The following is a 24,719-nucleotide window of genomic DNA, read 5'->3' on the forward strand; positions in this document are numbered from 1 at the left end:
GTCCGGGACAGCGTGGACACAGCGCGGAAGGGCAGGTTCAGGACATGGGCATCATCGGATGGATCATTCTGGGGCTGCTGGCCGGCGCCATCGCCAAGTTCCTGCTGCCGGGTCGCGACCCGGGCGGCTTCGTCGGGACGACCGTCATCGGTATCGCCGGCGCGTTCATCGGCGGCTGGATCTCGGCCCGCTGGCTCGACCACCCCATCAGCAAGCACTTCTACGACGGAGCCACCTGGGCGGCGGCGATCGGCGGCTCGCTCGTCCTGCTGGTCCTCTACCGCATCCTGTTCGGCGACTCGCGACGCTGACGACGCGCGCCCGCTGAGTACCCACCCCGAGACCGCGGCCAGCAGGCGAGAAGGGTGGGCACCCCTGGTGCCCACCCTTCCTCGTAGCCGTAGCCGTAGCCGTAGCCGCAACGGACCGGCCGAGTAGACCGGTTGACGCAAGCGACCGCTGCCGGCCCGGCGACTGCTACCGGTAGTTCACGAACTGCAGCGCGAAGTCGAAGTCCTTGCCCTTGAGGAGGGCCTGAACGGCCTGCAGGTCGTCACGGCTCTTCGAGCTGACTCGCAGCTCGTCGCCCTGGACCTGGGCCTTCACGCCCTTGGGGCCCTCGTCGCGAATGATCTTCGCCACCTTCTTGGCGTTCTCCTGGGAGATGCCCTCCTCGATGGAGGCGAAGATCTTGTACTCCTTGCCGGAGAGCTGCGGCTCACCGGCGTCCAGCGCCTTCAGCGAGATGCCCCGCTTGATCAGCTTGGTCTCGAACACATCGAGGATGGCCTTCACCCGCTCCTCGGAGTTCGCCTCCATCAGGATCTTCTCGCCGGACCACGAGATGGAGGCGCCGACGTTCTTGAAGTCGTAGCGCTGCGAGATCTCCTTGGCGGCCTGGTTGAGGGCGTTGTCGACCTCCTGCCGCTCGACCTTCGAGACGATGTCGAAACTGGAGTCGGCCATGTCCTGTGGCTCCTTGTATCGGGGTGCGTAGGGGCGGCCGTCGAGCCCGGAGTCGGTCCCCGGCCGCATCCGCATAAGCCTAGCCACCCCCCTCCCCCCGGGCGTCGATCAATTGGGTGGCGAAGCATCCCCGAGCATCAGGTATCGTTTACGTCGTTGCCAGGGAGCACCGCCGAAAAGCGGAGCTCACAGCAGCAAACCCGGCGGTGTGCCCGAGCGGCCAAAGGGAGCAGACTGTAAATCTGCCGGCTCAGCCTTCCCAGGTTCGAATCCTGGCGCCGCCACGCTGAGAGAAACCCCCTCTGAACAGGTTACTTACCTGCTCAGAGGGGGTTTCGCGTTTGCTCTCCCTGTTCGAACCATTGTGGACGGGGCGTGGACGTGTCTCACCTCATACCGCCCGCATCCCACCGTCGATCAATGCGTGTCCCCCCAGGTGTCCCCCAGGGGGGAGCATGATCACTCCACTTCGTGCCACTGTCACAGGAGACGGACGAAGTGCGGCGGGATCGGCACCGGGCGGGAGTCCTTCTTGGCACGGGCTTCAAGGTGGCGCGTCTCATGCGCCGTTCCGTCGTCGGTCCAGCTCCGTCCGGCCGGACAACTCCTTGCCACAGGGTGAGCATCCCCCCGTTTCCGGGGTGGCATTGGCTCACGCGCAGTCCGGCGGCCTCTGCGGGACGCATTGCCGCGCAGTACAGGCACCCGAAGAACGCTTTCAGGTGCCGCCCACGCGGGCCCTGTTCACGTACCCCTGCCAGTAGCGCCCGGACCCGACGGACAGGGTCCCGGCCGGTTCCCTACGACGCCCTGTCAGGCGGCGAAGAGTGTCAGCAGTGTGGCGATCCTGCCCTCGCGCACGGTGATGACGTCGATGCCACGCGCCGCGGGTTCCCCTTCGGGGCCGAACGCCCAGGCGAGAGCCCCGTCGCCAGGTCCGGCGTAGCGCTCGCCGTCCTCGGTGAAGCGGAAGGACGACGGCACGCTGTCGAGCAGGGCGCGCGCCTTTTCCTCGAGCGCGTCCCAGCCTGTGACGGCGCCCTCCGGATCGGTGAACACGACGTTCTCGGTGTAGATCCGCTCGATCGCGGCGCGTCGGGAGTGGGGGTCGCGGTTGCCGAACACCTCGTGCAGATTGGCGGCCAGCAGGTCGGTCACGGTGTGCATGATGCTCCTACAGTGTGGTCGCCGGGGCGCGCGCCAAGCCGGTCGGTCACGGCATGCGCCCCGGCGGCGGTGCGCGGTGGCGGGGTCAGTGGATCATGAGGGTCAGATCTGGCTGGCGCCGCCGTCGACGTAGATCTCGGCGCCGGTCATGTAGCTGCTGGCATCCGACGCCAGGAAAAGCACGGTCTCGGCGATCTCGTCGGGGCGTCCGAGCCGGTTCATCGGCACCCCGGAGGCCAGGCCCTTGAGCAACTGCTCGGCGGCTTCGGCGTCGCCCGCCAGACCGCTCAGGCCCGGCGTCTCGATCGGACCCGGCGCGATGCTGTTCACCCTGATGCCGCGGCCGACCAGCTCGGCGGCCCAACTGCGCGTCAGCGAGCGCAGCGCGGCCTTGGTTGCGGCGTAGACGCTGAACGACGCGGCGCCCTTGGTGTCGATGTTGGAACTGGTCAGGATGACGGAGGAGCCCTGCTTCAGCAGGGGCAGCGCCTTCTGCACGGTGAACAGGGTGCCGCCGACGTTGGTGTTGAAGGTGTCGGCGTAGTGCTTCCAGGTGATGTCGGGCAGTGCCGCGAACTCGCCGCCGCCGGCGTTGGCGAACACGATGTCGAGCTCTCCCCGTCCGCCGATGGCCGTGAACAGCCGGTCGAGGTCGTCGAGGTTCGCGACGTCGGCGCGTACTCCGGTGGCGTGGTCGCCGATCGAGGCGACGGCCTCGTCCAGGGCCTGCTGCCGGCGGCCGGTGAGGAAGACGTGCGCGCCCTCGGCCGCGAGCCGCCGTGCGGCGGCGAGGCCGATGCCGGAGGTGGCACCGGTGACGAGAGCGGTCTTGCCGTCGAGCTGTCCCATGATCAGGTCTCCTTGAAGGAATCGCGGGCTTTTTCTGTACCGTTCGGTACTGAAGAACAGCGCTCCCTCCCGGACTATTTCCGTACCGGCCGGTTAAGATTGACGGCGTCTGGTGACGGGGGTGTGAGGATGGCGGGACGAGGCAGACCTCGTGGCTTCGACGCCGACGCGGCGCTCGACCGCGCGATCGAGGTCTTCTGGCGTCAGGGATACGAAGGTGCCTCGCTGAGCGATCTCACCGACGCCATGGGGATCAACCGGACCAGCATGTATGCGGCGTTCGGTAACAAGGAGGAGCTGTTCCGCCGTGCCGTCGCCCGCTATGCGCTGGCGGACATGGCCTATGCGCGCGAGGCGCTCACGCAGCCCACCGCGTACGCCGTCATCGAGACCTTCCTCCGGGCCAACGCCGACGCGATCACCCGCGCCGACCGCCCGCCGGGATGCCTGTCGGTGCAGGGCGGCCTCGCCGAGGGCGGCGAGAACGGCCACATCGCCAAGTTCCTCGCCGACAGCCGTCTCGCCGGCGAGCAGGCACTGGCCGTACGCCTCGCCGAAGCGGTGGCGTCGGGCGACCTGCCGGCGGACACCGACCCCGTCGCCCTGGCCCGCTACGTCATGGTCGTCAGCGAAGGCAATGCCGTCCACGCGGCCGCAGGCGCGGACCGCCGCGCCCTGCACGCCGCGGTCGACATTGCACTGCGCGCCGTCCCGGCCTCCGGCGCGGAAGACGCCGACTGAGCCGGGACGGGCGGTCAGGTCCAGGGATTCACCTGTGCCGGCAGGGGAACACGGCGGGCATGCACGCCCTCGTACGCGCGGTGCCACCGCAGGCGCCGAGCGGACGGGCGGACGGGCGCCGTGACGCGACAGCCGATCCCTCGCCACCGCTCACCCCGCGGGCACCCGGGCGGACGCAGTGGCCACCACCGTCGACACCGGCGGCAGCCGGGTGCGGGCCCTCGATGCCACGTGGCCTCCGTCACCGGTGAGGCGTGAGCAGCCCCCGCTCCGCCGACGGCCACCGCGACCGTGCGGCGGCCCCGCGACACGTCGCGACGCGGGTGGCGGAGCCGCCCACGCCGTCAGGAGACTCCGTTGGTCCACCTGGCCGCACATGGCCGCGCGGATCACGGATCCGCGCCGTCGTGCGTGTTTCCATCACAGCCAGGAGGCATATGACATGGCTGACGATCGACGGCAGGACACCCACTCCCGGCCCACCACGTCGCGGCGTCGTGTGTTGGCCGTGGCGGCCCTCGCACCCGTGCTGACCGGGGCCCCGAGCGAAGCCCACGCCCTGTCCACCCGAAACGGGCGGGCAATGGCCGAGCCGGTGCTGACAAAACTGGCCGACTGGGCGGACGTGGGCAAGGCCCTCGGCCGGCCAGGCGACATGAAGCGGTTCATGTACCACACGGGCATGCCGCGCAAGGACCTCACGGTCTTCACCCGTGGAGTCCGGATCAACCCCACCCTCGCCCTGGGCACGCACGTGTCCTTCGTCCGGTACACCGACCACAGCACGCTCCTCATGGGCGACGCCGTGGTCACCGAGCGCGAACTGCAGCACTTCATCGACGTGCTGCAGGACCACGGGATCATGCAGACCGCCATCCACAAGCACCTGCTCGCCCACGAGCCGGACATCTGGTGGGTCCATCTGCACGCCCACGGCGACGATCCGGCCGCCGTCGCCCGCGGCCTGCGCGCCGCGTTCGCCTGCACCGGCACCCCGCCCGCCGAACCCACCGTCACCTCGCCGCCCATTGCCCTGGACACCGCCGCGATCGACGCCGCGCTGGGAGTCAAGGGCTACGCGGACGACGAGATCTACAAGAGCGTCTTCGCCCGCCGCGAGACCATCGCCGACGGCCACCTGGTCCTTCCCCCGGGACTGGGCGCCACCACGTCCGTCAACTTCCAGGCACTGGGCGGCGGACGGGCGGCGATCAGCGGTGACCTGGTGATGACCGCCGAGGAGGTCCAGCCCGCACTCGTCGCCCTGCGGCGCAACGGCGTCGAGCTCGTCGAGGTGCACCACCACAACCTGACCGACGAACCACGCCTGTTCTTCGTCCACTTCTGGGCCGTCGGTGACGCCGTGAAGCTCGCCACCGGCCTTCGTCACGCAGTGGACACCACCAACGTCGTACCTATGCCCGGAGGAGCCGGCTGATGACCGGTGACAAAGAGTCGCCCACCTGCCCGTTCGACTACAGCGAAGCACTCGACTTCGACCCGGTGCTCGCGAATCTGATGCGCCGTGACGCCCCGGCCCGCATCCGGCTGCCCTACGGCGAGGCCGACGCCTGGCTGGTCACCGGCTTCGACGCCGTCAAGCACGTGACCACCGACCAGCGTCTGAGCCGGGCGGCCATCATCGGCCACGACTACCCCCGGCTCACGGCCGAGCCCATCGTCTCGCCCGAGTCCATCAACGTGATGGATCCGCCGCACAGCAGCCGCGTACGCCAGCTGGCGTCGCAGGCCTTCACCCAGCAGCGGGTGGACGGCATGCGGCACCGGATCGTCCGGCTCGCGGACCTCCTGCTCGACGAGATGGAGGAGAAGGGCCCGCCGGCGGACCTGGTCAAGTACCTCTCCACCACGCTTCCCCAGCACACCGTCCTCGACCTCCTCGGTGTCGAACGGGAGGACTGGCCCCGGATGCAGGAGGCCGTGCTCCGGCTGCTGGTCGTCGACGCGCACAACAAGGACGCGGCCGCGAAGGCCAAGGCCGATCTGACGGCCTACTTCGCCGAACTCGTCGAGCAGCGCCGTCATTCACCCGGCGACGACCTCATCAGCCTGATGGCCGAGGCGCGGGACGGCGAGGACCACCTCGACGACAACGAACTGGCGGTCATGGCACTGACCCTGGCGCTCAGCGGCCAGGACACCGCGACCTGCGAGATCAGCAACATCGTGTACCTGCTCCTCACTCACCCGGAGCTGGAGGACCACCTCAGGCGCCGGCCCGAGACGCTCACCGACGTCCTGCACGAGATGCTCCGCTACATCCCGTTCCGCAAGGGCGTCGGCATTCCCCGGATGGCTCTGGAGGACGTGGAGCTGGACGGCGCACAGATCCGGGCGGGCGACTTCGTCCACGTCTCGTACCTGGCGGCCAACCGCGACCCGGAGCGCTACCCGAAGCCGGACGTCATCGACGTCGACCGCCCGAACCGTCCGCACATGACGTTCGGCTGGGGCGGGCACCGCTGCATCGCCGTCCCGCTGGCCATGGCGGAGCTCGAAGTGGCCGTGGGCCGCCTCATGCAGCGCTTCCCGGGGCTGAAGCTCGCGGTGCCGCCGGACGAGGTGCGGTGGGACCAGCAGACGATCCGGCGCTTCCCGCTGGAGCTGCCGGTCACCTGGTAGTGCCCGACGCCGTCGGCCCTTCGCTCGGGAAAACCCCCGCCGGATCGCGAGAACGCGGTCCGGCGGGGGTTCTTCGTGCCCCCGTGCAAGGCGGGCCGTGCCCGCGTGCCGCCCGGCCGGGGCAGACTGGACCCATGTCGTCGCGTCGCAGGAACTGCCCCGAGTGCCGCCGGGAGATCGCCGTCGTCGCGGGCCGGTTCGCGCGGCACGATCCGCCGGGCCCGCGGGGGAGCGGAGCGCTGGTCTCGTGCCCCGGCTCACGCCGGCAGGCACAGACGGGCATGGCCCAGCCGACACTGGACGGGTACACGGTCCCCGACTTCCCCGGACAGCTCCCGCTGTTCTGACGTACACCCGGACCCAGCCGGACGTACACCCGGACCCAGCCGGACGAGCATCCGCGGCCCGCCCGACGAGCACGCGGATACGCCGCCGTCTAGTTCCCCGCCACCGACTTGACCCCCACCGAGACCGGCGTCGAGCCGCTGATCAGTTCCAGGGTCAGCCCGGCCGTCGCCGAGGTGTCCACCAGCTCCGCGAGGACCGCGGCGACGTCGTCGCGCGGGATCATGCCGCGGCCGGTGTGCGCCTCCAGACGTACGAGACCGGTGCCGGCGTCGTCGATCAGGCCCCCGGGGCGCAGGATCGTCCAGTCCAGGCCCGGACGACTGCGTACGTACGCGTCGGCCTCGCCCTTGGCGCGCAGATACGCGTCGAACACGTCGTCCCCCTCGTGCGCGGGGTCCGCGCCCATCGACGACACGACCACATGACGGCGTACGCCCGCGCGCTCCGCCGCGTCCGCGAACAGGATCGCTGCCCCCTTGTCGACCGTCTCCTTGCGGGCCGCCCCGCTGCCCGGACCCGCGCCCGCCGCGAAGACGGCGGCGTCGGCGCCCTGCAGGTGCGCGGCCACCTCCTCCACCGAAGCCGACTCCAGATCGCACAGAACCGGCTCGGCGCCGGCTTCCCGCAGATCGTCGCCCTGCTCGGGGCGCCGGATGATACCCGCGACCTCGTCGCCGCGCGCGGAGAGCAGCCGCTCCAGCCGCAGCGCGATCTGACCATGACCTCCAGCGATGACAATGCGCATGTTTCCGACCGTACGCCCGGACGGACGCGTTCGCCGCACAACCTTGTGGGCGGCTCATGTGTCACATGTGTGATCACTGAGAACGAGGATTCGAGGGGACGTCGCGCGGACGCGCACGGCGTCACAGAGGAGAGCATCATCACCGCCATACGCAAGACCGTCACCGCGGCCGGCTGTGCCGCCGTCCTCCTCGCCACCGCGGCCGCCTGCGGCACGGTCAAGAACCTCACCGCCGGACAGAAGGTCGACCACGCCGTCGACCAGCTCGGCGAAAAGAAGTCCCTCGCCTTCCAGTTGGACCTCGACGCCACCCCCGAAGCGATCACCTCGCTGGCGAACGTGTCCGGCGACGCCGACGAGGCGATGCCGCCGGAGTTCGGGAAGTTCGTCAGCGGCCTGCGCGTGGATGTCGCCGTCAAGTCCCGTAAGCCGCTCCAGGATTCGGGCGAGAAGGACCTGATCGGTACGAGCCTCAAGATCTCGGGGGCCGACGGCGTCCTCGCCGAGTACCGGGTCGTCGGCGACTTCACGTACTACCGCTCCGACATGAAGGCCATCGGCAAGGCCATGGGTGTCCCCATGCCGACGACCGATCAGATCCCGGACTCCGAGAAGGAGTTCAAGAAGATCCTCGAGGGCGACTGGGTGAAGGTCGACACCCGCGAGCTGGCCAAGACCCAGAAGTCGCACAAGGGCGGCGCGAAGGGACCGGCCGGCGCCGGCGACGTCGACGCCAAGACCCAGCGGAAGATCCTCAAGGCCGTCCGCGGTGTCATCGCCCGTGACGTCACCTTCAGCACCAAGAGCGGCGGCGACGGAACCGAACACGTCGTGGCCAAGGGCAACTTCCGCGAGCTGATCCGCGGGGTCTTCGACAAGCTCCGCCCGCTGGAGGGCGACCTTCCGCCCGGCACGGAGCTCCCCACGGACAAGGAGCTCAAGGACGCCCCGAACAAGAAGGTCGCGGTCGACTTCACGCTGAAGAACGGCGACCTCACCCAGGTCAAGATCGACCTCGGCGTCCTCGCCGACGCCCCGAAGCCCGCGAAGCTGCCGCTGGTCCTGAAGTTCTCCGAGGCGGGCGACGTCAAGGCGCCGGCGGGGGCCACGGAGATCCCCGTGGACAAGGTCCCGGGCGGCAGCCCTCTCGCCGGCGGGCTGTTCGGCGGCGGCGAACTCTAGAGGGCGGCGACCCGCTCGACAGGTTCAGGACTCCCGCCCCGGGGCGGTTCCGGGCTCCGGGGCGGGAGTGGACGGGGCCGCGGGCCCCGGCCTTCGAGGGCGCGCGCGTGGAGGGCAGCACGAGAACACTCCACGCGCGCGGGCCCGAGGGAGATCCCTGCTCCATGCGGAGGACTCCCAGGCGTGCCCTGCTCCATGCGGAGGGCCGCCAGGCGTGCCCTGTTCCAGGCGGAGGGCTCCCGGACGTGCCCTGCTCCATGCGGACGACTCCCAGGCAGGCGTCCTGCCCCGTGCGAGCGGCTTCGAGGCGCGCCCCGCTCTGAGCAGGGCGCGCTCCGAGCCGAGCCCCGCTCCGTACAGGCGGCTACGAGGCTTGTCCCGCGCCATAGGAGCGGCTCCCAGGCGTACCGCACGGCGGCCCCGTGCGGCGCCCGGAGCGCGGCCCGGCGTGCCTCACGACGATTCGGCCCGCCCCTGCCGTGGCAGGTCCATTCCGGCCACGGTCACCGAGTTGCAGTACTCCCGCACCGCGCTGGTCCGCGCCACCACCCGTCCGCGATGCACCACGATCCGGCTGTACGCCAACGACAGCGCCCCCGCGAGCCCTTCGCCCCGTACCGCGAGCAACTCGGCCGGGAAACCCGCCTCCACCCGCACCTCGGGCAGTCCCAGCGCGGCCCGGGCCGCACCCGCCACGGCGTCGTAGGCCTCCTCCGGGCGCAGCCCCCACCGCGAGGCCAGCAGGTACGCGGCCTCCAACGGGTCCCCCCGCCCGACAGGGTTCGACAGGTCGCGCAGGGCACCGCTGCCCGCCGCCACGCGTACGCCCGCCGCGCGCAGCATCCGTACCGGCGCGACTCCCCGGCGGTCCACCGACCCGCAGCCGCCCTGCGGCAGGCACACCACCGTGATCCCCGCCGCGGCGAGCTGGTCGGCCGCGCGGGAGGCCGCCTCGGCGGGCAGCCGGCCGAGACCGGCGCACGGGCCGAGCGTGACCCCGGCCCGCAGCCCGCCCGCCATCGCCGTGAGCCGGGCGAGCCGGGCCGGGTCGGCGCCGTCCGTGTGCAGGTCGACCGGGCAGCCGAGCTCCTCGGCCATTTCCAGGACCGCCTCCACGTATCCCGTCGGATCGGGATCGGTGTCCGGGCAGCCTCCCACCACGGTGGCGCCCATCTTCACGGCGTCCCGCAGCATCGCCAGACCGTCCGCCCCGGCGACCCCGGTCAGCACCCGCGGCATCGCCACCGCCGTCAGCTCGGCGAGCCCGCGCAGCGACCGCCGGGCCTGGAGCACCGCCGCCAGCGCGTCCAACCCCTGTACGTCGCCGACGCGCACGTGGGAGCGCAGCGCCGTGGCGCCGTGCCCGAGTTGCAGCAGTGCCGCCTCGGTGGCCCGGCGCTGGACCTCTGGGGAGTTGTACGCGAGCGGCCCCTCGCCGTCGGCCGTCAGCGCGGTGTCGACGTGGGCGTGCGGCTCGGCCGGGGCGGGCAGGAGCAGGTAGCCGTCGAGGTCCACCTTCGCGGCGAGGGCGCCGGCGACCCCGGTCGCCAGGCTCCCCGCGGTGCCGACCGCCTCGATGCGCCCGCCGCCCAGCCGTACGTCCACGGTCCGGCCGTCGGTGAGCCGCGCCCCGCACAGCAGCAGGGTGGCCGTGTCGGCCTGGCCCGACGAGGAGTGGGGCGGCTGCGGCTGGCTGTCGGGCATCGCGCTCCTGGGGCTCGGGTGCGGGACGGGCGCCCGCGAGGAGCGGGACTCAAGATCACTCAGCGTGAGTCGAGCCTAGGGTGGCAACCCGCCCGCGTCGGGGAGGAGCGCAATAGTCGTACCGGTGTGGCCTGCTGGTTCCGGAGCGTGCGGCCTCCGGCCGATTGCTGGTGATCAGAGGGGCGCAAGGGGCTCCGGAAGGCCCGTGGGGACGCTCGCGGAAGCGGAGGGGAACAGGCCGGGGCGGGTGCCGCGAAACGGATTTGGGCGATCGGCGGCCTACCGTGTAATGTCTTCATCGCTCGCCCCAATAGCTCAGTCGGCAGAGCGTCTCCATGGTAAGGAGAAGGTCTACGGTTCGATTCCGTATTGGGGCTCTGGTGTGAGAGGTTCCCGTCGCAAGACGGGGCCCGATCGCATCACAGCGGTGTAGCTCAGTCGGTAGAGCAAGCGGCTCATAATCGCTGTGTCACCGGTTCAAGTCCGGTCACCGCTACTGACAGTAGCCGATTGCGGGGTCGGTCCTTCGATCGGCTACTCTTCTATGCGTTAATCGTCCCATCCGTTCGTCAAGGAGCACTCCTGTGGCTGCCACCGACGTCCGCCCGAAGATCACGCTGGCCTGCGTGGAGTGCAAGGAGCGGAACTACATCACCAAGAAGAACCGGCGTAACAACCCGGACCGACTGGAGATGAAGAAGCACTGCCCGCGTTGCAACGCGCACACCGCGCACCGCGAAACGCGATAAATCAGGCTCGTACACGAGGCCGTCCCCTTCGCGGGGGGCGGCCTCGCGTCGTTGTGGACCCGCGGCGCCCCAGGGCGCGGCGGGTCCGGACGAGTGCCGCGTCGCCGCAGGGCGCCGCGTCGTTGTAGAGCGAAGACAGCCCGCCCGGCTATGACAGGAGCGACGACCCGTCCCGGCCAGGGCGGGAAGGCAATCCGTTCCGGTCCGGACGGGACGACATTCCGCCGGCCGGGACGCCGAGTCCAGCGAAGACAACCAGGAGGTGCCGAGCCCATGGCGCTCGACCAGTCCTTCGTGGGGCGGTCCTACCCGCCCACCGACCCCTACGAGGTCGGCCGGGAGAAGATCCGCGAGTTCGCGGAGGCCGTCGGGGACCTCAACCCCGCGTACACGGACCCGGAGGCCGCCAAGGCGCTCGGGCACGCCGACGTGATCGCCCCGCCGACCTTCGTGTTCGCGATCACATTCAAGGCCGCCGGCCAGGTCGTCCAGGACCCGCAACTGGGCCTCGACTACAGCCGAGTGGTGCACGGCGACCAGAAGTTCGCCTACACCCGCCCGGTGCGCGCGGGCGACCGGCTCACGGTCACCTCGACGATCGAGTCGATCAAGTCCCTCGCGGGCAACGACATCCTGGACATCCGTGGCGAGGTCCACGACGAGTCGGGCGAGCACGTCGTGACGGCCGTCACCAAGCTGGTCTCGCGCGCGGCGGAGGAGGGCTGACATGACGGCGAAGATCACTTACGCGGACGTCGAGGTCGGCACCGAGCTGCCGGCCCAGACCTTCCCCGTCACCCGGGCCACCCTGGTCCAGTACGCGGGCGCCTCCGGGGACTTCAACCCGATCCACTGGAACGAGAAGTTCGCGGTCGGGGTCGGTCTCCCCGACGTCATCGCGCACGGCATGTTCACCATGGCCGAGGCGATCCGCGTCGTCACCGACTGGGTCGGCGACCCGGGCGCGGTCGTCGAGTACGGCGTCCGCTTCACCAAGCCCGTCGTCGTCCCGAACGACGACAAGGGCGCCACGATCGAGGTCAGCGCCAAGATCGGCGCCAAGCTCGACGACAACACCGTCCGCGTCGACCTCACCGCGACCAGCGCGGGCCAGAAGGTCCTGGGCATGTCACGAGCGGTCGTACGGCTGGCCTGAGCGGCCTGAGCGGCCTGAGCGGCCTGAGGGGCCTGAGCGGGCTGAGCGGCCTGAGCGGGCTGCGAGGGCGCGGGCCGAAGTGCCGCGAGCCTGCGGCGGAAGTGCCGCGAGCGTTGCACGGAAGTAAGGGGCGTTCTCCATTGCGGGGCGCCCCTTACGTGCGTGTGGACCCCTACCGGCCCCAACGCGCCACGAGGGCAGGGCGTTCCGTCGTCTTCCCCTTTCCCTTCCTCTTCCCCTTCCCCTTCCCTGTCCCGTTCCCGCCGCTGCCCCTACGCCCGACGCCCTCCCGGGCGCCCGCGCCTCCTGGGCTTGCGGCCCTCCACGGCACCCCCTTGACGTAGTTAGTGATTGAGTACTAACTTACTCGCATGGTCAGGATGAGCGCAGAAGAGAGGCGTGAGAGCGTCATCCGTGCGGCGATGAGCGAGTTCGCCCGCGGCGGCTACTACGGCACGTCCACCGAGGCGATCGCCAAGCGTGTCGGCGTCTCGCAGCCGTACCTCTTCCGCCTCTTCCCGGGCAAGAAGGCGATCTTCCTCGCGGCGGCCGAGTACTGCATGGAGCTCACTCGGCGCACCTTCGAGGAGGCCTCCGAGGGGCTGCAGGGCGAAGAGGCCCTGCATGCCATGGCGAACGCGTACGTCAAGGTCATCGCCGAGCAGCCGGAGCGGCTGCTCATGCAGATGCAGATGTACGTCGCCGTGGCGGCCGCCGAGGAGGCCGGTGACCATGAACTCGGCGAGGCGGTACGGGCCGGCTGGATGCGGCTCTGGGACGTGGTCCACGTGCCGCTGGGTGCGGACGTGGACGAGACCGCGACCTTCATGGCGTACGGAATGCTCGTCAACTGCCTGGTGTCCATGGGCTTCCCGCCCGAGCACCGGGTCTGGGAAGGGCTCTATCCGTCGGCGAGGATCACGGGCCGGCTGGAGAAGTAGGCGCGACGGGTGCGGCGGGCCCCACGGGCCCTCCGGCCTGACGGGTTCGACGGGCTGAGGCTCGGGATACGCAGGCTGAGGCTTGGGATACGCAAGCTGAGGCCTGAGATGGACGCAGACCGCGTGACCGGAGTCGGGGGATTCCCGCCCTCTCCATGTCCGCGAAAGTTAGTCAGCAATAACTAACCATTGATTGCCATCAGGCTCTGGGGGAGCGATGTCACAGGGAACCGCACAGTCCGCACCGGCGGGACGCACGGAACCGGCAGCACGTCGCGGGGGAGCGGTCTGGGCCCTCGTCATCACCAGCGTCGCCGGATTCATGGCGGCCCTCGACAACCTCGTCGTCACCACCGCCCTGCCCTCGATCCGCAAGGACCTCGGGGGAGCGCTCGACGACCTGGAATGGACCGTGAGCGCCTACACGCTCACCTTCGCCGTCCTGCTGATGTTCGGCGCGGCACTCGGTGACCGCTTCGGACGCCGACGGCTCTTCCTCGTCGGGCTGAGCGTCTTCACCGGCGCCTCCGCCGCCGCGGCCATGGCGCCGGGCATCGACTCCCTGATCGCCGCCCGGGCGGTCCAGGGCGTGGGCGCGGCGATCATGATGCCGCTGACCCTGACCCTGCTGACCGCGGCGGTTCCGCCCGCCAGGCGCGGGATGGCGTACGGGATCTGGGGTGCCGTCAACGGACTCGCGGTCGCCTCCGGCCCGCTCATCGGCGGCAGCCTCACCGAACACGTGTCCTGGCACTGGATCTTCTGGCTGAACGTGCCGCTCGGCCTGGCCCTGCTGCCGCTCGCCCGGCTGCGCCTCTCCGAGTCGCACGGCGCCGGCGCGCGGCTCGACGTCCCCGGCACCCTGCTCGCCAGCGGCGGCCTCTTCGGCATCGTCTACAGCCTGGTCCGCGGACCCGCCGACGGCTGGACCAGCCCGCTCGTGCTGACCGGCCTGTTCGCGGGCACCGCACTGCTCGCCGGATTCGTCCTGCACGGCAGCCGCGCCAAGAACCCGATGCTGCCGATGCGGCTCTTCCGCTCCCGCGCCTTCGCCGGGATCAACGCCGCGAGCCTGCTGATGTTCCTCGGGATGTTCGGCTCGATCTTCCTGCTCAGCCAGTACATGCAGGGCGTCCTGGGCTACTCGCCGACCGAGGCGGGACTGCGGATGCTGCCCTGGACCGGCATGCCCATGCTCGTCGCGCCGATCGCCGGGTACCTCTCCGACCGCGTCGGCGGGCGCCCGGTGGTCGCCACCGGCCTCTTCCTCCAGGCCGCGGGCCTCGCGTACTACGCCACCGTGATCGCCGCCGACGCCTCGTACCTCTCCCAGCTGCCCGCGCTGATCATCAGCGGCGTCGGGATGTCCCTGTACTTCGCACCCGCCTCCAACCTGGTCATGTCCAGCGTCCGCGCCACCGAGCAGGGCATCGCCTCCGGAGCCAACAACGCGCTGCGCGAGGTGGGCGGGGCGCTCGGCATCGCGGTGATGTCCTCGATCTTCTCCGCGCAGGGCGGCTACGAGTCCGCGCAGAGCTTCGTCGACGGCCTGCGGCCCGCCCTCGTGGTCGGTTCCTCGGTCGTCGCCCTGGCGGGCATCGCGGCCCTGGTCATCCCGACGGCACGCCGCGCCGCACGGACGCCCGTCGTGTCCTCCGCGCCGGCCCCCGCACTCGAGACCGCCACCCACTGAAGCCCGGAAGGAGCCCGGACATGCCCACTCTTCCCTGGACCGTGCCGAACACGCCCCCGCAGCACACCGAGGTGCACGTGATGGCCTCCCGGTTCGAGACCCGCACCCTGTGGGGAGCGCTCCGGTTCTTCGCGCGGACGCCGGGCGTGTGGCGGCAGGTCGGAAAGGCACCCGGCGCGTACGGCGCCTCGCTGAAGGCGGCGCCCCTGCGGCGCACCTTCTGGACCGTGTCCGCCTGGGAGTCGCCCGCCGCCCTCAAGGAGTTCGCCCGCTCCGGCCCGCACGCCCCGGCCGCGGGAGGCCTGCGGCACCAGATGAAGGACGCGAAGTTCCTCACCTGGAAGACGTCCGCCGACGAGCTGCCCCTCGACTGGGCGCAGGTGCTGCGGCGCTTCGACTGACCGCACGTGACACGGCTGTGGCCCCGCCTCGACGGCGGGGCCACAGCCGTGTCCGCGCCGCCGCGGAGGACGTGCGCCGTCGCGCCCGCCGCCACCGGTGGCCGGACGCACCCGGCCCTTCTCGTAGTCTTGGGCGCGTGCAGGAACTCCACGACGCCCCGCTCGCCCCGCTGACCACCTTCCGGCTCGGGGGCCCGGCCACCCGGCTGATCACCGCCACGACCGACGCCGAGGTCGTCGCCGCCGTGCGCGAGGCCGACGACACCGGTACGCCGCTGCTGCTCATCGGCGGCGGATCGAACCTGGTCATCGGCGACAAGGGCTTCGACGGCACGGCCCTGCGCATCGCCACGACCGGCTTCGCGCTCGACGGCACGCGGCTGGAGCTGGCGGCCGGCGAGGTGTGGACCGACGCGGTCGCCCGCACCGTCGAGGCCGGACTCGCCGGCATCGAGTGCCTCGCCGGCATCCCCGGCTCCGCCGGCGCCACCCCGATCCAGAACGTGGGCGCGTACGGCCAGGAAGTGTCCTCGACGATCACCGAAGTGGTCGCCTACGACCGCACGGCACGCGAGACGGTCACGCTGACGAACGCGGAGTGCGCCTTCTCGTACCGGCACAGCCGCTTCAAGGCCGACCCCGACCGTTTTGTCGTGCTCCGCGTCCGCTTCCGGCTGGAGGACGCGGAAGGGCTGTCGGCGCCGATCAGGTACGCGGAGACGGCCCGCGCCCTCGGCGTGGAACCCGGCGACCGGGTGCCGCTGACGGCCGCCCGCGAGACGGTGCTGGGGCTGCGCTCCGGCAAGGGCATGGTCCTGGACCCCGAGGACCACGACACCTGGTCCGCCGGGTCGTTCTTCACGAACCCGATCCTCAACGAAGAGGAGTTCGCCGCGTTCCACGCGCGCGTGGAGGACCGGCTCGGCGCCGGGACCGCACCGCCCGCGTACCCGGCGGGCGACGGCCACACCAAGACCTCCGCGGCCTGGCTGATCGACAAGTCCGGCTTCACCAAGGGCTACGGCAGCGGGCCGGCCCGGATCTCCACCAAGCACACGCTCGCCCTCACCAACCGGGGCGAGGCCACCACCGAGGATCTCCTCGCGCTGGCCCGCGAGGTCGTCGCCGGCGTCCACGAGGCCTTCGGGATCACCCTGGTCAACGAGCCCGTCACGGTCGGCGTACGCCTCTAGAGAGCCCGGGTACCGTCCGCCGGGACTCGGACGCACTCACCCCGGCACCGCCCCGCACGGCGCACGCGGCACAGCCTCACGTCCCGCAGGCTGCCGCCCGCGCCCGCCCCCGGGACGGCCGCGTGCGGCTCCTAGGACGTCAGCCAGTCGTCGACCCCCGCCAGCAGCTTCGCGCGCACGTCCTCCGGGGCCGCCGACCCGCGGATGGACTGGCGCGCCAGCTCGGCCAGCTCCGCGTCCGTGAAGGCGTGGTGGCGGCGGGCGATGTCGTACTGGGCGGCCAGGCGGGAACCGAAGAGCAGCGGATCGTCGGCGCCGAGCGCCATCGGGACACCCGCCTCGAACAAAGTGCGCAGGGGGACGTCCTCGGGCTTCTCGTAGACGCCCAGGGCGACGTTCGAGGCCGGACACACCTCACAGGTGACCTGGCGGTCCGCGAGGCGCTTCAGCAGCCGCGGGTCCTCCGCGGCCCGCACCCCGTGGCCGATCCGGGAGGCGTGCAGGTCGTCCAGGCAGTCACGCACCGAGGCCGGGCCGGTCAGCTCCCCGCCGTGCGGGGCGGACAGCAGCCCGCCGTCGCGCGCGATGGCGAAGGCCCGGTCGAAGTCCCGCGCCATGCCGCGCCGTTCGTCGTTGGAGAGCCCGAAACCGACGATGCCGCGGTCCGCGTAGCGCACCGCGAGGCGGGCCAGCGTGCGGGCGTCCAGCGGGTGCTTCATCCGGTTCGCCGCCACCAGGACGCGCATCCCGAGACCGGTGTCCCGCACCGCCGAGTCCACCGCGTCCAGGATCACCTCCAGCGCCGGGATGAGCCCGCCAAGACGCGGGGCGTACGACGTCGGGTCGACCTGGATCTCCAGCCAGCCCGAGCCGTCCCGCAGGTCCTCCTCGGCTGCCTCGCGGACCAGCCGCTGGATGTCCTCGGGCTCCCTCAGACACGAGCGGGCCGCGTCGTACAGGCGCTGGAAGCGGAACCAGCCGCGCTCGTCGGTCGCCCGCAGTCTCGGCGGCTCCCCGCTGGTCAGCGCGTCGGTCAGCGCCTCCGGCAGCCGGACACCGTATTTGTCGGCCAGCTCCAGCAGGGTGGTCGACCGCATCGAACCGGTGAAGTGCAGGTGCAGATGGGCTTTTGGCAGCTCAGAGACATCACGTACACGCTCCATCCCAGGATCCTGCCGTAACTCCCCGCCCTCCCGGTAGCCGTTTCCTCTTTAGTGGCCTTGATCGCACGGACGAACGGGCCGGCTCCCCGCGGCCGGCCGGCACCCGACCGGACGGGCCGGCCGGGGCGGCCCAAGCGGACGGGCCGCCTCCCCGAAGGGAGACGGCCCGCACACGCGCGTGCAGCGCGACATCGAGAGCTACGCCCCCAAGGGCGTACGAGAACGTCAGTCCCGTGCCTCGGCCAGCAGCTTCTGGATCCGCGAGACACCCTCGACGAGGTCCTCGTCCCCGAGGGCGTACGACAGACGCAGGTAGCCCGGCGTGCCGAAGGCCTCGCCCGGGACGACCGCGACCTCGGCCTCCTCCAGGATCAGCGCGGCCAGCTCGACGGTGTCCTGCGGGCGCTTGCCGCGGATCTCCTTGCCGAGCAGGCCCTTGACCGACGGGTACGCGTAGAAGGCGCCCTCGGGCTCGGGGCAGAGCACGCCGTCGATCTCGTTCAGCATGCGCACGATGGTCTTGCGGCGGCGGTCGAAGGCCTCGCGCATCTCGGCGACGGCCTCCAGGCCGCCCGAGACGGCGGCGAGCGCGGCGACCTGCGCCACGTTGGAGACGTTGGACGTGGCGTGCGACTGGAGGTTCGTCGCGGCCTTGACGACGTCCTTCGGGCCGATGACCCAGCCCACGCGCCAGCCGGTCATCGCGTACGTCTTGGCGACGCCGTTGACCACGATGCACTTGTCGCGCAGCTCGGGCACGACCACCGGCAGGGAGTGGAACTCGGCGTCCCCGTAGACCAGGTGCTCGTAGATCTCGTCGGTCAGGACCCACAGGCCCTTCTCGGCGGCCCAGCGGCCGATCTCCTCGATCTGCTCACGGGTGTAGACCGCGCCGGTCGGGTTCGACGGGGAGACGAACAGCAGCACCTTGGTGTTCTCGGTGCGGGCCGCCTCCAGCTGCTCGACCGAGACGCGGTAGCCGGTGGTCTCGTCGGCGACGACCTCCACGGGCACACCGCCGGCGAGACGGATCGACTCCGGGTAGGTCGTCCAGTACGGCGCCGGGACGATGACCTCGTCGCCCGGGTCGAGGATCGCGGCGAAGGCCTCGTAGATGGCCTGCTTGCCGCCGTTGGTGACCAGGACCTGGGCGGCCTCCACCTCGTAGCCGGAGTCGCGCAGCGTCTTCGCCGCGATGGCGGACTTCAGCTCGGGCAGACCGCCGGCCGGCGTGTAGCGGTGGTACTTCGGGTTCTTGCACGCCTCGATGGCGGCCTCGACGATGTAGCCCGGGGTCGGGAAGTCGGGCTCACCGGCGCCGAAGCCGATCACCGGACGCCCGGCGGCCTTGAGGGCCTTGGCCTTGGCGTCCACGGCGAGGGTGGCGGACTCGGAGATCGCGCCGACTCGGGCGGAGACCCGGCGCTCGGTGGGAGGGGTTGCAGCGCTCATGGCACCCATCGTTTCAGACCCGAAACGCCCCCGGCACGCGGGTTTCACGGACTGAACATCCACAGAACATCCGTCCGGATCCGGACGGCTCACCAGTGGATCTTCGTCATGGGAGGCCCGTGCGGACACTTTCTGTTCGACGCCCGGCTCAGGAGCACGTACACTCTCACCTCGTTGGCCTTCACCGGCCGCACTCACCCGGTGCACAACGAGCATCCGGGCGAATGCGGTACGTTGGGGGAAATCAAAGGGTCGTAGCTCAATTGGTAGAGCACTGGTCTCCAAAACCAGCGGTTGGGGGTTCAAGTCCCTCCGGCCCTGCTACACACTCCTTCGCCAGGATGTGTGCGCATGTACGTACTGCAATGCACCGCCGTGCGGCTCAACCGGGCGCGGCACGGCCACGACCCGGAATCAGGTGAGGACGAGTGACGGACGCCGTGGGCTCCATCGACATGCCTGATGCCGAGGCGCCCGAGTCCAAGAAGAAGCCCCGCAAGGGCGGTAAGCGTGCCAAGCAGGGCCCGCTGAAGCGCCTTGCCACCTTCTACCGCCAGATCATCGCGGAGCTCCGCAAGGTCGTCTGGCCGACTCGCAACCAGCTGACGACGTACACCACAGTGGTGATTGTCTTCGTTGTCATCATGATCGCCTTGGTGACCGTGATTGACTATGGGCTCAACCACGCCGCCAAGTACGTCTTCGGCTGAGCCGAGAGCGAAGGGCGCCGTCACCGGCGCCCCTTTCGCGTGTTCCACCCCCATGCATCCAGGAAGAAGCAGCCACCGTGTCTGACCCGAACCTGAACGACGCCTCCGAGTCGGTCGAGTCCGTCGAGGACGAGCTCGACATCGTGGAGGGCGCGGACACCGAGGACCCGGACGAGGTCGACGCTGCCGACGCCGAAGCCGGCGAGCCCGCCGAAGAGGCCGCCCTCCACGCCGAGGACGAGTCCGGTGAGGACGTCGAGGACGAAGAGGTCTCCGAGGAGGCCGAAGAGGTCTCCGAGGAAGCCCTCGACGAGGAAGAGGCCGAGGAAGAGGCCGAGCCCGTCGACCCCGTCACCGCGCTGCGCGAGGAACTGCGCACCCTCCCCGGCGAGTGGTACGTCATCCACACCTACGCCGGTTACGAGAACCGCGTGAAGACCAACCTCGAACAGCGTGCCGTCTCGCTGAACGTCGAGGACTTCATCTTCCAGGCCGAGGTGCCGCAGGAAGAGGTCGCGCAGATCAAGAACGGCGAGCGCAAGACGATCAAGCAGAACAAGCTCCCGGGCTACGTCCTGGTCCGCATGGACCTGACGAACGAGTCCTGGGGCGTCGTCCGCAACACTCCCGGCGTCACCGGCTTCGTGGGCAACGCCTACGACCCGTACCCGCTGACCCTGGACGAGATCGTCAAGATGCTCGCTCCCGAGGCCGAGGAGAAGGCCGCCCGCGAGGCGGCCGAGGCCGAGGGCAAGCCCGCCCCGCAGCGCAAGGTCGAGGTCCAGGTGCTGGACTTCGAGGTCGGCGACTCGGTCACCGTCACCGACGGCCCCTTCGCCACGCTGCAGGCGACCATCAACGAGATCAACGCCGACTCGAAGAAGGTCAAGGGCCTCGTCGAGATCTTCGGCCGCGAGACCCCGGTCGAGCTCTCCTTCGACCAGATCCAGAAGAACTGACGTTCTTTCGGATCCACTGCTTCCGAACAGGTCAGACGGGCTCTCAATGGGGGCACCTCCCGCTTGCGGGAGACCGTCTGACCTGCTCGGTTTTTGGCCGCGCGAGGATACCCGTTATCGTTGTGCGGTATGCCTCCATCCGGATGAACCGGACGGAAGCTGAAAACTCTCACTAGGACCCGGAGAGAGCACATGCCTCCCAAGAAGAAGAAGGTCACGGGGCTCATCAAGCTCCAGATCCAGGCCGGCGCCGCCAACCCGGCTCCGCCGGTCGGCCCGGCGCTGGGTCAGCACGGCGTCAACATCATGGAGTTCTGCAAGGCCTACAACGCCGCGACCGAGTCGCAGCGCGGTTGGGTCATCCCGGTGGAGATCACGGTCTACGAGGACCGTTCCTTCACCTTCATCACCAAGACGCCGCCGGCCGCCAAGATGATCCTCAAGGCCGCGGGTGTCGAGAAGGGCTCCGGCGAGCCGCACAAGACCAAGGTCGCCAAGATCACCGAGGCGCAGGTCCGCGAGATCGCCACCACCAAGATGCCCGACCTCAACGCCAACGACCTGGACGCCGCCGCGAAGATCATCGCCGGCACCGCCCGTTCCATGGGCATCACGGTCGAGGGCTGACACCCACCTTCAGGACATCCGTGGAAGGGCCTGCTCGGCCCGCACCACGACTCCTCAGAACACATCAGGAGCAGTAGTGAGCAAGCGCAGCAAGTCTCTCCGCGCTGCGGACGCCAAGGTCGACCGGGACAAGCTCTACGCCCCGCTCGAGGCCGTCCGTCTCGCCAAGGAGACCTCCACGACCAAGTTCGACGGCACCGTCGAGGTCGCCTTCCGTCTGGGTGTCGACCCGCGCAAGGCCGACCAGATGGTCCGTGGCACCGTGAACCTCCCGCACGGCACCGGCAAGACCGCCCGGGTCCTGGTCTTCGCGACCGGTGAGCGTGCCGAGGCCGCGACTGCCGCGGGCGCCGACATCGTCGGCTCCGACGAGCTGATCGACGAGGTGGCGAAGGGCCGTCTGGACTTCGACGCCGTCGTCGCCACCCCGGACCTCATGGGCAAGGTCGGTCGCCTCGGCCGTGTCCTCGGTCCCCGTGGTCTCATGCCGAACCCCAAGACCGGCACCGTGACCCCGGACGTCGCGAAGGCTGTCACCGAGATCAAGGGTGGCAAGATCGAGTTCCGCGTCGACAAGCACTCGAACCTGCACTTCATCATCGGCAAGGTGTCCTTCGACGACACCAAGCTGGTGGAGAACTACGGCGCCGCGCTCGAAGAGATCCTTCGTCTGAAGCCGTCGGCCGCCAAGGGTCGCTACATCAAGAAGGCCGCGATCAGCACCACGATCGGCCCCGGCGTTCCGGTCGACCCGAACCGCACCCGCAACCTCCTCGTCGAGGAGGACCCGGCCGCCGTCTGAGCCCTGAGCTCACCCCGGTGACCGCGTCGCGCACGCGTTCTTGACACGGGCCCCGCAACCTTTCGAGGTGCGGGGCCCGTCCCTGTCTGCGGACGAAGAATCCGGATACGTGTGTCAGTGGGCTGCGCTAGCGTGCAGGACACAGATTTCGCATAGGGGTGGGACGAATGAAGAGCACGACCGTGCGTCGCGTGACCCTCTCGATCGCGCTGGTCAGCGCGCTGACAGGGGTGGCCGCCTGCAATTCCTCGGACTCCTCGGGGGGCTCCGGCAAGGACGACAAGGCGGTGCACAAGGGCACCACGCACGTCAGTCCCGTGGCCGCCCTGCGCTCCGCGGAGAAGTCCACCGACTCCGCCGACTCCGCCAAGGTCGAGTCGACGACGACCATGGGCACGCTGATGTCCATGAAGGCCGACGGGGTCATGGGCTGGGCCGACGGCCTCACCGGCAACCTGACCATCACGTACACCGGCGGCACCATGGCCGACACGATGCGTCAGACGGGCAGCACGTCGATGCAGGCCCGCTATCTGCCCGACGCCTACTACGCGCGGATGAGCGACAAGTTCGCCCAGCAGGCCGGCGGCAAGCACTGGATCCGGTACGGGTACGACGACCTCGCCAAGCTCGGCGGCGGCTCCGGTGCGTATCTGAAGGACCAGATGCAGAACACCACGCCGAACCAGTCCGTGAAGCTCCTGCTGGCCTCCGGCGACGTCCGCAAGGTCGGCGAGGAGACGGTGCGCGGCGAGCAGGCCACGCACTACTCCGGCACCGTGGACGTCGCGGACCTCGCCAGCAAGAACTCCAACCTCAGCGCCGGCCAGCTGGCCGACCTGAAGAAGCAGCTCACCCAGGCCGGCGTCAGCACGGAACAGATCGACATCTGGGTCAACGGCGACGACCTGCTGGTCAAGAAGGTCGAGAAGGGCGAGCTGTCCACCGGCACCATGTCCTCCACGGCCTACTACAGCGACTACGGCGTGAAGGTCTCGGCCGAGGAGCCGCCGGCCGGCGACACCGCCGACTTCAAGGACCTCATGCAGCAGCAGGGCGCGACCGGCGGCACCAGCTCCTGAGAACCGGCGTCGGCGGGTGCGGCGTGCGGTGCCGCACCCCCGCCCGGCCCCGGGCGCGCGGGGCCTCGCTCTGCCCCGCGTCCGCCTGAGCCGGCTCCCGCCCGCCCCGTCCGCCCCACAGGAATTCAAGAGGACCACCCGCACCCCTTGGGATACGCTCACGGCCAGTCTGTGTATCACTCAAGTGTTTCCTGGGGGGAAGCATGGGGATTTCTGTTCGCGCAACCGTGCGACGCGGCGCGACCGGAGCGGCGCTGGCCGCGCTGGTCCTGGGCGGCGGCGCCGTCGGCTGCTCCAAGTCGAAGGCCGAGGACGAGCCGAAGATGGCGCCCGCCGCGGCCGTCGCCAGAGCGGCCAAGAACAGCGAGGACATCACGTCCCTGCGCTACCGGATGAGCGGCACGGTCCCGGAGTCGGGCCGGGTCAAGGCCACCGCGGCGATGAACATGAAGCCGCTGGCCATGAGCATGAAGATCACGGCCTCCGGCCAGGACGGCGGCACGACGGAACTGCGGATCGTCGACAAGGCCATGTACCTGGGCGGGGGCGAGGACGCCGCCAAGGAACTCGACGGCAAGCACTGGATGAAGTTCGACATGTCCGGGATGGCCGAGCGCGGGGACGGCTCCCCGGGGTTCGACGCGAGCAAGCTCTCCGACCAGGCCGACCAGAACCCCGCCCAGGAGTCCACCTTCCTGTCCGGCTCCAAGGACGTGAAGAAGGTCGGCGCCGAGAAGGTCGACGGCGTCGAGACCACCCACTACAAGGGCACGATCACCCTCGACGCCCTGCGCGCGAGCTTCAAGGACGAGAAGAAGGCGACCCGCGAGCGCCGCGAGAAGAGCCTCAAGCAGTACGAGGACCTGGGCATCGACAAGCTCGCGATGGACATGTGGATCGACGGCGACGACCACACCAAGCAGTTCCGCACGCGCGCCGACGCGGACAAGGGCCCGTTCGACGTGACCATCACCTTCCTCGACTTCAACAAGCCGGTGTCGATCAAGGCCCCGGCCGCCGGTGACACCGTCGACCTCGCCGAGATGCTGAAGGGCGCACAGGGCTGACCCGCCGCGGGCCGGCCGGACCCGTCCGGTCCCGGCCCCGGCCCGTCCACCCAGGCCCCGGCCCGTCCCGCTCCAGGGCCGGTGAGTGCCGGCCCGTGGGCCCCGGGGGAGCGCCCCTTGACGGATTTGCTCGGCGGCGCCCCCTTCACGTACTGTTCTCCAGAAGCCAAAGACCGCTGGTCGTTGCCGTGTGCTCGTAAGAGGACATGGCGGCCGAAGGATCCGCTGAACTGCGGACGACCCGCGCAGGTGACTGTGGATGTGCTCCCGGAGTCCGCTTGCCCAGCATGCGAACGTACCGGTCGAGCTACGCCCCGAGCGCCTGCGCCGGGGCGTTTCGTTTTGCCCAGCCCCTTCCGAGCGGTCCTCATCACCCGGA

26 protein-coding genes, 4 tRNA genes and 1 pseudogene are annotated in these 24,719 nt (G+C 70.1%); 23 read left to right on the forward strand and 8 right to left on the reverse strand.

Going from position 1 to position 24,719, the window contains the following annotated elements:
- Window positions 1-44 precede the first annotated feature (44 nt).
- On the forward strand, window positions 45-311 hold the full coding sequence (locus tag ABEB03_RS30860) for a GlsB/YeaQ/YmgE family stress response membrane protein (protein WP_345656171.1): 267 nt from the start codon (window positions 45-47) through the stop codon (window positions 309-311).
- Between the two features lie 166 nt (window positions 312-477).
- On the opposite strand, the gene ABEB03_RS30865 is transcribed toward ABEB03_RS30860, so the two are convergent.
- Window positions 478-966, reverse strand: coding sequence for a YajQ family cyclic di-GMP-binding protein (locus tag ABEB03_RS30865; RefSeq protein WP_028805132.1), 489 nt, complete (start codon window positions 964-966; stop codon window positions 478-480).
- Between the two features lie 202 nt (window positions 967-1,168).
- Between ABEB03_RS30865 and ABEB03_RS30870 the strand changes: the two genes are divergently transcribed.
- A tRNA-Tyr gene (locus ABEB03_RS30870) sits at window positions 1,169-1,250 on the forward strand.
- Between the two features lie 199 nt (window positions 1,251-1,449).
- Here the strand turns inward: ABEB03_RS30870 and ABEB03_RS45455 are convergent.
- From ABEB03_RS45455 to ABEB03_RS30880, 3 genes and pseudogenes are all read right to left on the reverse strand, one after another.
- A pseudogene (locus ABEB03_RS45455) lies at window positions 1,450-1,745 on the reverse strand (site-specific integrase); the annotation flags it as partial.
- 34 nt (window positions 1,746-1,779) lie between these two features.
- The gene (locus ABEB03_RS30875) at window positions 1,780-2,133 is read right to left on the reverse strand and encodes a nuclear transport factor 2 family protein (RefSeq protein WP_345656172.1); all 354 of its coding nucleotides are present in this window, start codon (window positions 2,131-2,133) and stop codon (window positions 1,780-1,782) included.
- Window positions 2,134-2,235: 102 nt separating this feature from the next.
- The gene (locus ABEB03_RS30880) at window positions 2,236-2,982 is read right to left on the reverse strand and encodes an SDR family NAD(P)-dependent oxidoreductase (RefSeq protein WP_345656173.1); all 747 of its coding nucleotides are present in this window, start codon (window positions 2,980-2,982) and stop codon (window positions 2,236-2,238) included.
- A gap of 129 nt (window positions 2,983-3,111) precedes the next feature.
- Here ABEB03_RS30880 and ABEB03_RS30885 point away from each other — a divergent pair, with 129 nt between their 5' ends.
- The 4 genes from ABEB03_RS30885 to ABEB03_RS30900 all read left to right on the forward strand — a co-directional run bounded on the left by ABEB03_RS30885 (window position 3,112) and on the right by ABEB03_RS30900 (window position 6,713).
- The gene (locus ABEB03_RS30885; protein WP_345656174.1) at window positions 3,112-3,723 is read left to right on the forward strand and encodes a TetR/AcrR family transcriptional regulator; all 612 of its coding nucleotides are present in this window, start codon (window positions 3,112-3,114) and stop codon (window positions 3,721-3,723) included.
- Between the two features lie 442 nt (window positions 3,724-4,165).
- A complete protein-coding gene (locus ABEB03_RS30890) occupies window positions 4,166-5,161 on the forward strand; it encodes a DUF1259 domain-containing protein (RefSeq protein ID WP_345656175.1) in 996 nt (331 codons plus the stop codon).
- Window positions 5,161-6,366: a cytochrome P450 gene (locus ABEB03_RS30895; RefSeq protein ID WP_345656176.1), complete on the forward strand. Its 1,206-nt coding sequence runs from the start codon at window positions 5,161-5,163 to the stop codon at window positions 6,364-6,366. Before ABEB03_RS30890 ends, ABEB03_RS30895 begins: the two co-directional genes overlap by 1 nt.
- Before the next feature lie 134 nt (window positions 6,367-6,500).
- Window positions 6,501-6,713 (forward strand): hypothetical protein, encoded by a 213-nt coding sequence (locus tag ABEB03_RS30900; protein WP_345656177.1) that lies wholly within the window; start codon window positions 6,501-6,503, stop codon window positions 6,711-6,713.
- Window positions 6,714-6,802: 89 nt separating this feature from the next.
- On the opposite strand, the gene ABEB03_RS30905 is transcribed toward ABEB03_RS30900, so the two are convergent.
- Window positions 6,803-7,459 carry an SDR family oxidoreductase gene (locus ABEB03_RS30905; protein ID WP_345656178.1) on the reverse strand — a complete coding sequence of 219 codons (657 nt, stop codon included), beginning with the start codon at window positions 7,457-7,459 and terminating at the stop codon, window positions 6,803-6,805.
- Between the two features lie 69 nt (window positions 7,460-7,528).
- Between ABEB03_RS30905 and ABEB03_RS30910 the strand changes: the two genes are divergently transcribed.
- Window positions 7,529-8,641, forward strand: coding sequence for a hypothetical protein (locus ABEB03_RS30910; RefSeq protein ID WP_345656179.1), 1,113 nt, complete (start codon window positions 7,529-7,531; stop codon window positions 8,639-8,641).
- A 453-nt stretch (window positions 8,642-9,094) separates the two neighbouring features.
- On the opposite strand, the gene ABEB03_RS30915 is transcribed toward ABEB03_RS30910, so the two are convergent.
- Window positions 9,095-10,345, reverse strand: coding sequence for an amidohydrolase family protein (locus ABEB03_RS30915; RefSeq protein ID WP_345656180.1), 1,251 nt, complete (start codon window positions 10,343-10,345; stop codon window positions 9,095-9,097).
- A gap of 304 nt (window positions 10,346-10,649) precedes the next feature.
- Between ABEB03_RS30915 and ABEB03_RS30920 the strand changes: the two genes are divergently transcribed.
- The 9 genes from ABEB03_RS30920 (at window position 10,650) to ABEB03_RS30960 (ending at window position 16,478) form a co-directional block, all read left to right on the forward strand.
- Window positions 10,650-10,722 (forward strand) — tRNA-Thr (locus ABEB03_RS30920).
- 46 nt (window positions 10,723-10,768) lie between these two features.
- Window positions 10,769-10,841 (forward strand) — tRNA-Met (locus ABEB03_RS30925).
- An 88-nt stretch (window positions 10,842-10,929) separates the two neighbouring features.
- Complete coding sequence (gene rpmG, locus ABEB03_RS30930) at window positions 10,930-11,094, forward strand: 50S ribosomal protein L33 (RefSeq protein WP_003948671.1); 165 nt, start codon at window positions 10,930-10,932, stop codon at window positions 11,092-11,094.
- A 273-nt stretch (window positions 11,095-11,367) separates the two neighbouring features.
- Window positions 11,368-11,820 (forward strand): MaoC family dehydratase N-terminal domain-containing protein, encoded by a 453-nt coding sequence (locus ABEB03_RS30935; RefSeq protein WP_028805125.1) that lies wholly within the window; start codon window positions 11,368-11,370, stop codon window positions 11,818-11,820.
- A gap of 1 nt (window position 11,821) precedes the next feature.
- A complete protein-coding gene (locus ABEB03_RS30940; protein WP_345656181.1) occupies window positions 11,822-12,250 on the forward strand; it encodes a MaoC family dehydratase in 429 nt (142 codons plus the stop codon).
- A 371-nt stretch (window positions 12,251-12,621) separates the two neighbouring features.
- A complete protein-coding gene (locus tag ABEB03_RS30945) occupies window positions 12,622-13,191 on the forward strand; it encodes a TetR/AcrR family transcriptional regulator (RefSeq protein WP_345656182.1) in 570 nt (189 codons plus the stop codon).
- Between the two features lie 217 nt (window positions 13,192-13,408).
- Window positions 13,409-14,884: a DHA2 family efflux MFS transporter permease subunit gene (locus tag ABEB03_RS30950; protein WP_345656183.1), complete on the forward strand. Its 1,476-nt coding sequence runs from the start codon at window positions 13,409-13,411 to the stop codon at window positions 14,882-14,884.
- A gap of 20 nt (window positions 14,885-14,904) precedes the next feature.
- Entirely contained in the window at window positions 14,905-15,285 is a 381-nt protein-coding gene (locus tag ABEB03_RS30955; RefSeq protein ID WP_345656184.1) for a DUF3291 domain-containing protein, read from the forward strand.
- Between the two features lie 137 nt (window positions 15,286-15,422).
- Window positions 15,423-16,478: a UDP-N-acetylmuramate dehydrogenase gene (locus ABEB03_RS30960; protein WP_345656185.1), complete on the forward strand. Its 1,056-nt coding sequence runs from the start codon at window positions 15,423-15,425 to the stop codon at window positions 16,476-16,478.
- Window positions 16,479-16,609: 131 nt separating this feature from the next.
- On the opposite strand, the gene ABEB03_RS30965 is transcribed toward ABEB03_RS30960, so the two are convergent.
- Together ABEB03_RS30965 and ABEB03_RS30970 are read right to left on the reverse strand one after the other, a co-directional pair.
- Window positions 16,610-17,641, reverse strand: a complete 1,032-nt coding sequence (locus tag ABEB03_RS30965) for an adenosine deaminase (protein WP_345656186.1) — start codon at window positions 17,639-17,641, stop codon at window positions 16,610-16,612.
- Window positions 17,642-17,866: 225 nt separating this feature from the next.
- Complete coding sequence (locus tag ABEB03_RS30970) at window positions 17,867-19,093, reverse strand: pyridoxal phosphate-dependent aminotransferase (RefSeq protein WP_179332533.1); 1,227 nt, start codon at window positions 19,091-19,093, stop codon at window positions 17,867-17,869.
- Between the two features lie 248 nt (window positions 19,094-19,341).
- Here ABEB03_RS30970 and ABEB03_RS30975 point away from each other — a divergent pair.
- The 7 genes from ABEB03_RS30975 (at window position 19,342) to ABEB03_RS31005 (ending at window position 24,340) form a co-directional block, all read left to right on the forward strand.
- Window positions 19,342-19,414: transfer RNA gene (locus ABEB03_RS30975), tRNA-Trp, on the forward strand.
- Window positions 19,415-19,521: 107 nt separating this feature from the next.
- Window positions 19,522-19,803, forward strand: coding sequence for a preprotein translocase subunit SecE (secE, locus tag ABEB03_RS30980; protein ID WP_028805118.1), 282 nt, complete (start codon window positions 19,522-19,524; stop codon window positions 19,801-19,803).
- Window positions 19,804-19,880: 77 nt separating this feature from the next.
- The gene (gene nusG, locus ABEB03_RS30985) at window positions 19,881-20,762 is read left to right on the forward strand and encodes a transcription termination/antitermination protein NusG (RefSeq protein ID WP_345656187.1); all 882 of its coding nucleotides are present in this window, start codon (window positions 19,881-19,883) and stop codon (window positions 20,760-20,762) included.
- A 192-nt stretch (window positions 20,763-20,954) separates the two neighbouring features.
- A complete protein-coding gene (rplK, locus tag ABEB03_RS30990) occupies window positions 20,955-21,389 on the forward strand; it encodes a 50S ribosomal protein L11 (protein WP_028805116.1) in 435 nt (144 codons plus the stop codon).
- A gap of 76 nt (window positions 21,390-21,465) precedes the next feature.
- Window positions 21,466-22,191, forward strand: coding sequence for a 50S ribosomal protein L1 (rplA, locus tag ABEB03_RS30995; protein WP_028805115.1), 726 nt, complete (start codon window positions 21,466-21,468; stop codon window positions 22,189-22,191).
- 167 nt (window positions 22,192-22,358) lie between these two features.
- The gene (locus ABEB03_RS31000) at window positions 22,359-23,273 is read left to right on the forward strand and encodes a hypothetical protein (RefSeq protein WP_345656188.1); all 915 of its coding nucleotides are present in this window, start codon (window positions 22,359-22,361) and stop codon (window positions 23,271-23,273) included.
- Between the two features lie 203 nt (window positions 23,274-23,476).
- The gene (locus tag ABEB03_RS31005) at window positions 23,477-24,340 is read left to right on the forward strand and encodes a LolA-like protein (RefSeq protein ID WP_345656189.1); all 864 of its coding nucleotides are present in this window, start codon (window positions 23,477-23,479) and stop codon (window positions 24,338-24,340) included.
- The last annotated feature ends 379 nt before the right edge of the window (window positions 24,341-24,719 follow it).

Source organism: Streptomyces siamensis (assembly GCF_039543605.1).
GTDB lineage: Bacteria > Actinomycetota > Actinomycetes > Streptomycetales > Streptomycetaceae > Streptomyces > Streptomyces siamensis.

What these genes read in the sequence shown, in the direction of transcription:
- ABEB03_RS30970 (WP_179332533.1), bottom strand. Translation starts at nt 19,093, where the DNA reads ATGAGCGCTGCAACCCCTCCCACCGAGCGCCGGGTCTCCGCCCGAGTC.
- ABEB03_RS31000 (WP_345656188.1), top strand. Translation starts at nt 22,359, where the DNA reads ATGAAGAGCACGACCGTGCGTCGCGTGACCCTCTCGATCGCGCTGGTC.
- ABEB03_RS30875 (WP_345656172.1), bottom strand. Translation starts at nt 2,133, where the DNA reads ATGCACACCGTGACCGACCTGCTGGCCGCCAATCTGCACGAGGTGTTC.
- ABEB03_RS31005 (WP_345656189.1), top strand. Translation starts at nt 23,477, where the DNA reads ATGGGGATTTCTGTTCGCGCAACCGTGCGACGCGGCGCGACCGGAGCG.
- ABEB03_RS30885 (WP_345656174.1), top strand. Translation starts at nt 3,112, where the DNA reads ATGGCGGGACGAGGCAGACCTCGTGGCTTCGACGCCGACGCGGCGCTC.
- ABEB03_RS30915 (WP_345656180.1), bottom strand. Translation starts at nt 10,345, where the DNA reads ATGCCCGACAGCCAGCCGCAGCCGCCCCACTCCTCGTCGGGCCAGGCC.
- ABEB03_RS30940 (WP_345656181.1), top strand. Translation starts at nt 11,822, where the DNA reads ATGACGGCGAAGATCACTTACGCGGACGTCGAGGTCGGCACCGAGCTG.
- ABEB03_RS30905 (WP_345656178.1), bottom strand. Translation starts at nt 7,459, where the DNA reads ATGCGCATTGTCATCGCTGGAGGTCATGGTCAGATCGCGCTGCGGCTG.
- ABEB03_RS30865 (WP_028805132.1), bottom strand. Translation starts at nt 966, where the DNA reads ATGGCCGACTCCAGTTTCGACATCGTCTCGAAGGTCGAGCGGCAGGAG.
- ABEB03_RS30935 (WP_028805125.1), top strand. Translation starts at nt 11,368, where the DNA reads ATGGCGCTCGACCAGTCCTTCGTGGGGCGGTCCTACCCGCCCACCGAC.
- ABEB03_RS30895 (WP_345656176.1), top strand. Translation starts at nt 5,161, where the DNA reads ATGACCGGTGACAAAGAGTCGCCCACCTGCCCGTTCGACTACAGCGAA.
- ABEB03_RS30955 (WP_345656184.1), top strand. Translation starts at nt 14,905, where the DNA reads ATGCCCACTCTTCCCTGGACCGTGCCGAACACGCCCCCGCAGCACACC.
- ABEB03_RS30880 (WP_345656173.1), bottom strand. Translation starts at nt 2,982, where the DNA reads ATGGGACAGCTCGACGGCAAGACCGCTCTCGTCACCGGTGCCACCTCC.
- ABEB03_RS30965 (WP_345656186.1), bottom strand. Translation starts at nt 17,641, where the DNA reads ATGGAGCGTGTACGTGATGTCTCTGAGCTGCCAAAAGCCCATCTGCAC.
- ABEB03_RS30890 (WP_345656175.1), top strand. Translation starts at nt 4,166, where the DNA reads ATGGCTGACGATCGACGGCAGGACACCCACTCCCGGCCCACCACGTCG.
- ABEB03_RS30950 (WP_345656183.1), top strand. Translation starts at nt 13,409, where the DNA reads ATGTCACAGGGAACCGCACAGTCCGCACCGGCGGGACGCACGGAACCG.
- ABEB03_RS30945 (WP_345656182.1), top strand. Translation starts at nt 12,622, where the DNA reads ATGGTCAGGATGAGCGCAGAAGAGAGGCGTGAGAGCGTCATCCGTGCG.
- rplK (WP_028805116.1), top strand. Translation starts at nt 20,955, where the DNA reads ATGCCTCCCAAGAAGAAGAAGGTCACGGGGCTCATCAAGCTCCAGATC.
- ABEB03_RS30860 (WP_345656171.1), top strand. Translation starts at nt 45, where the DNA reads ATGGGCATCATCGGATGGATCATTCTGGGGCTGCTGGCCGGCGCCATC.
- ABEB03_RS30900 (WP_345656177.1), top strand. Translation starts at nt 6,501, where the DNA reads ATGTCGTCGCGTCGCAGGAACTGCCCCGAGTGCCGCCGGGAGATCGCC.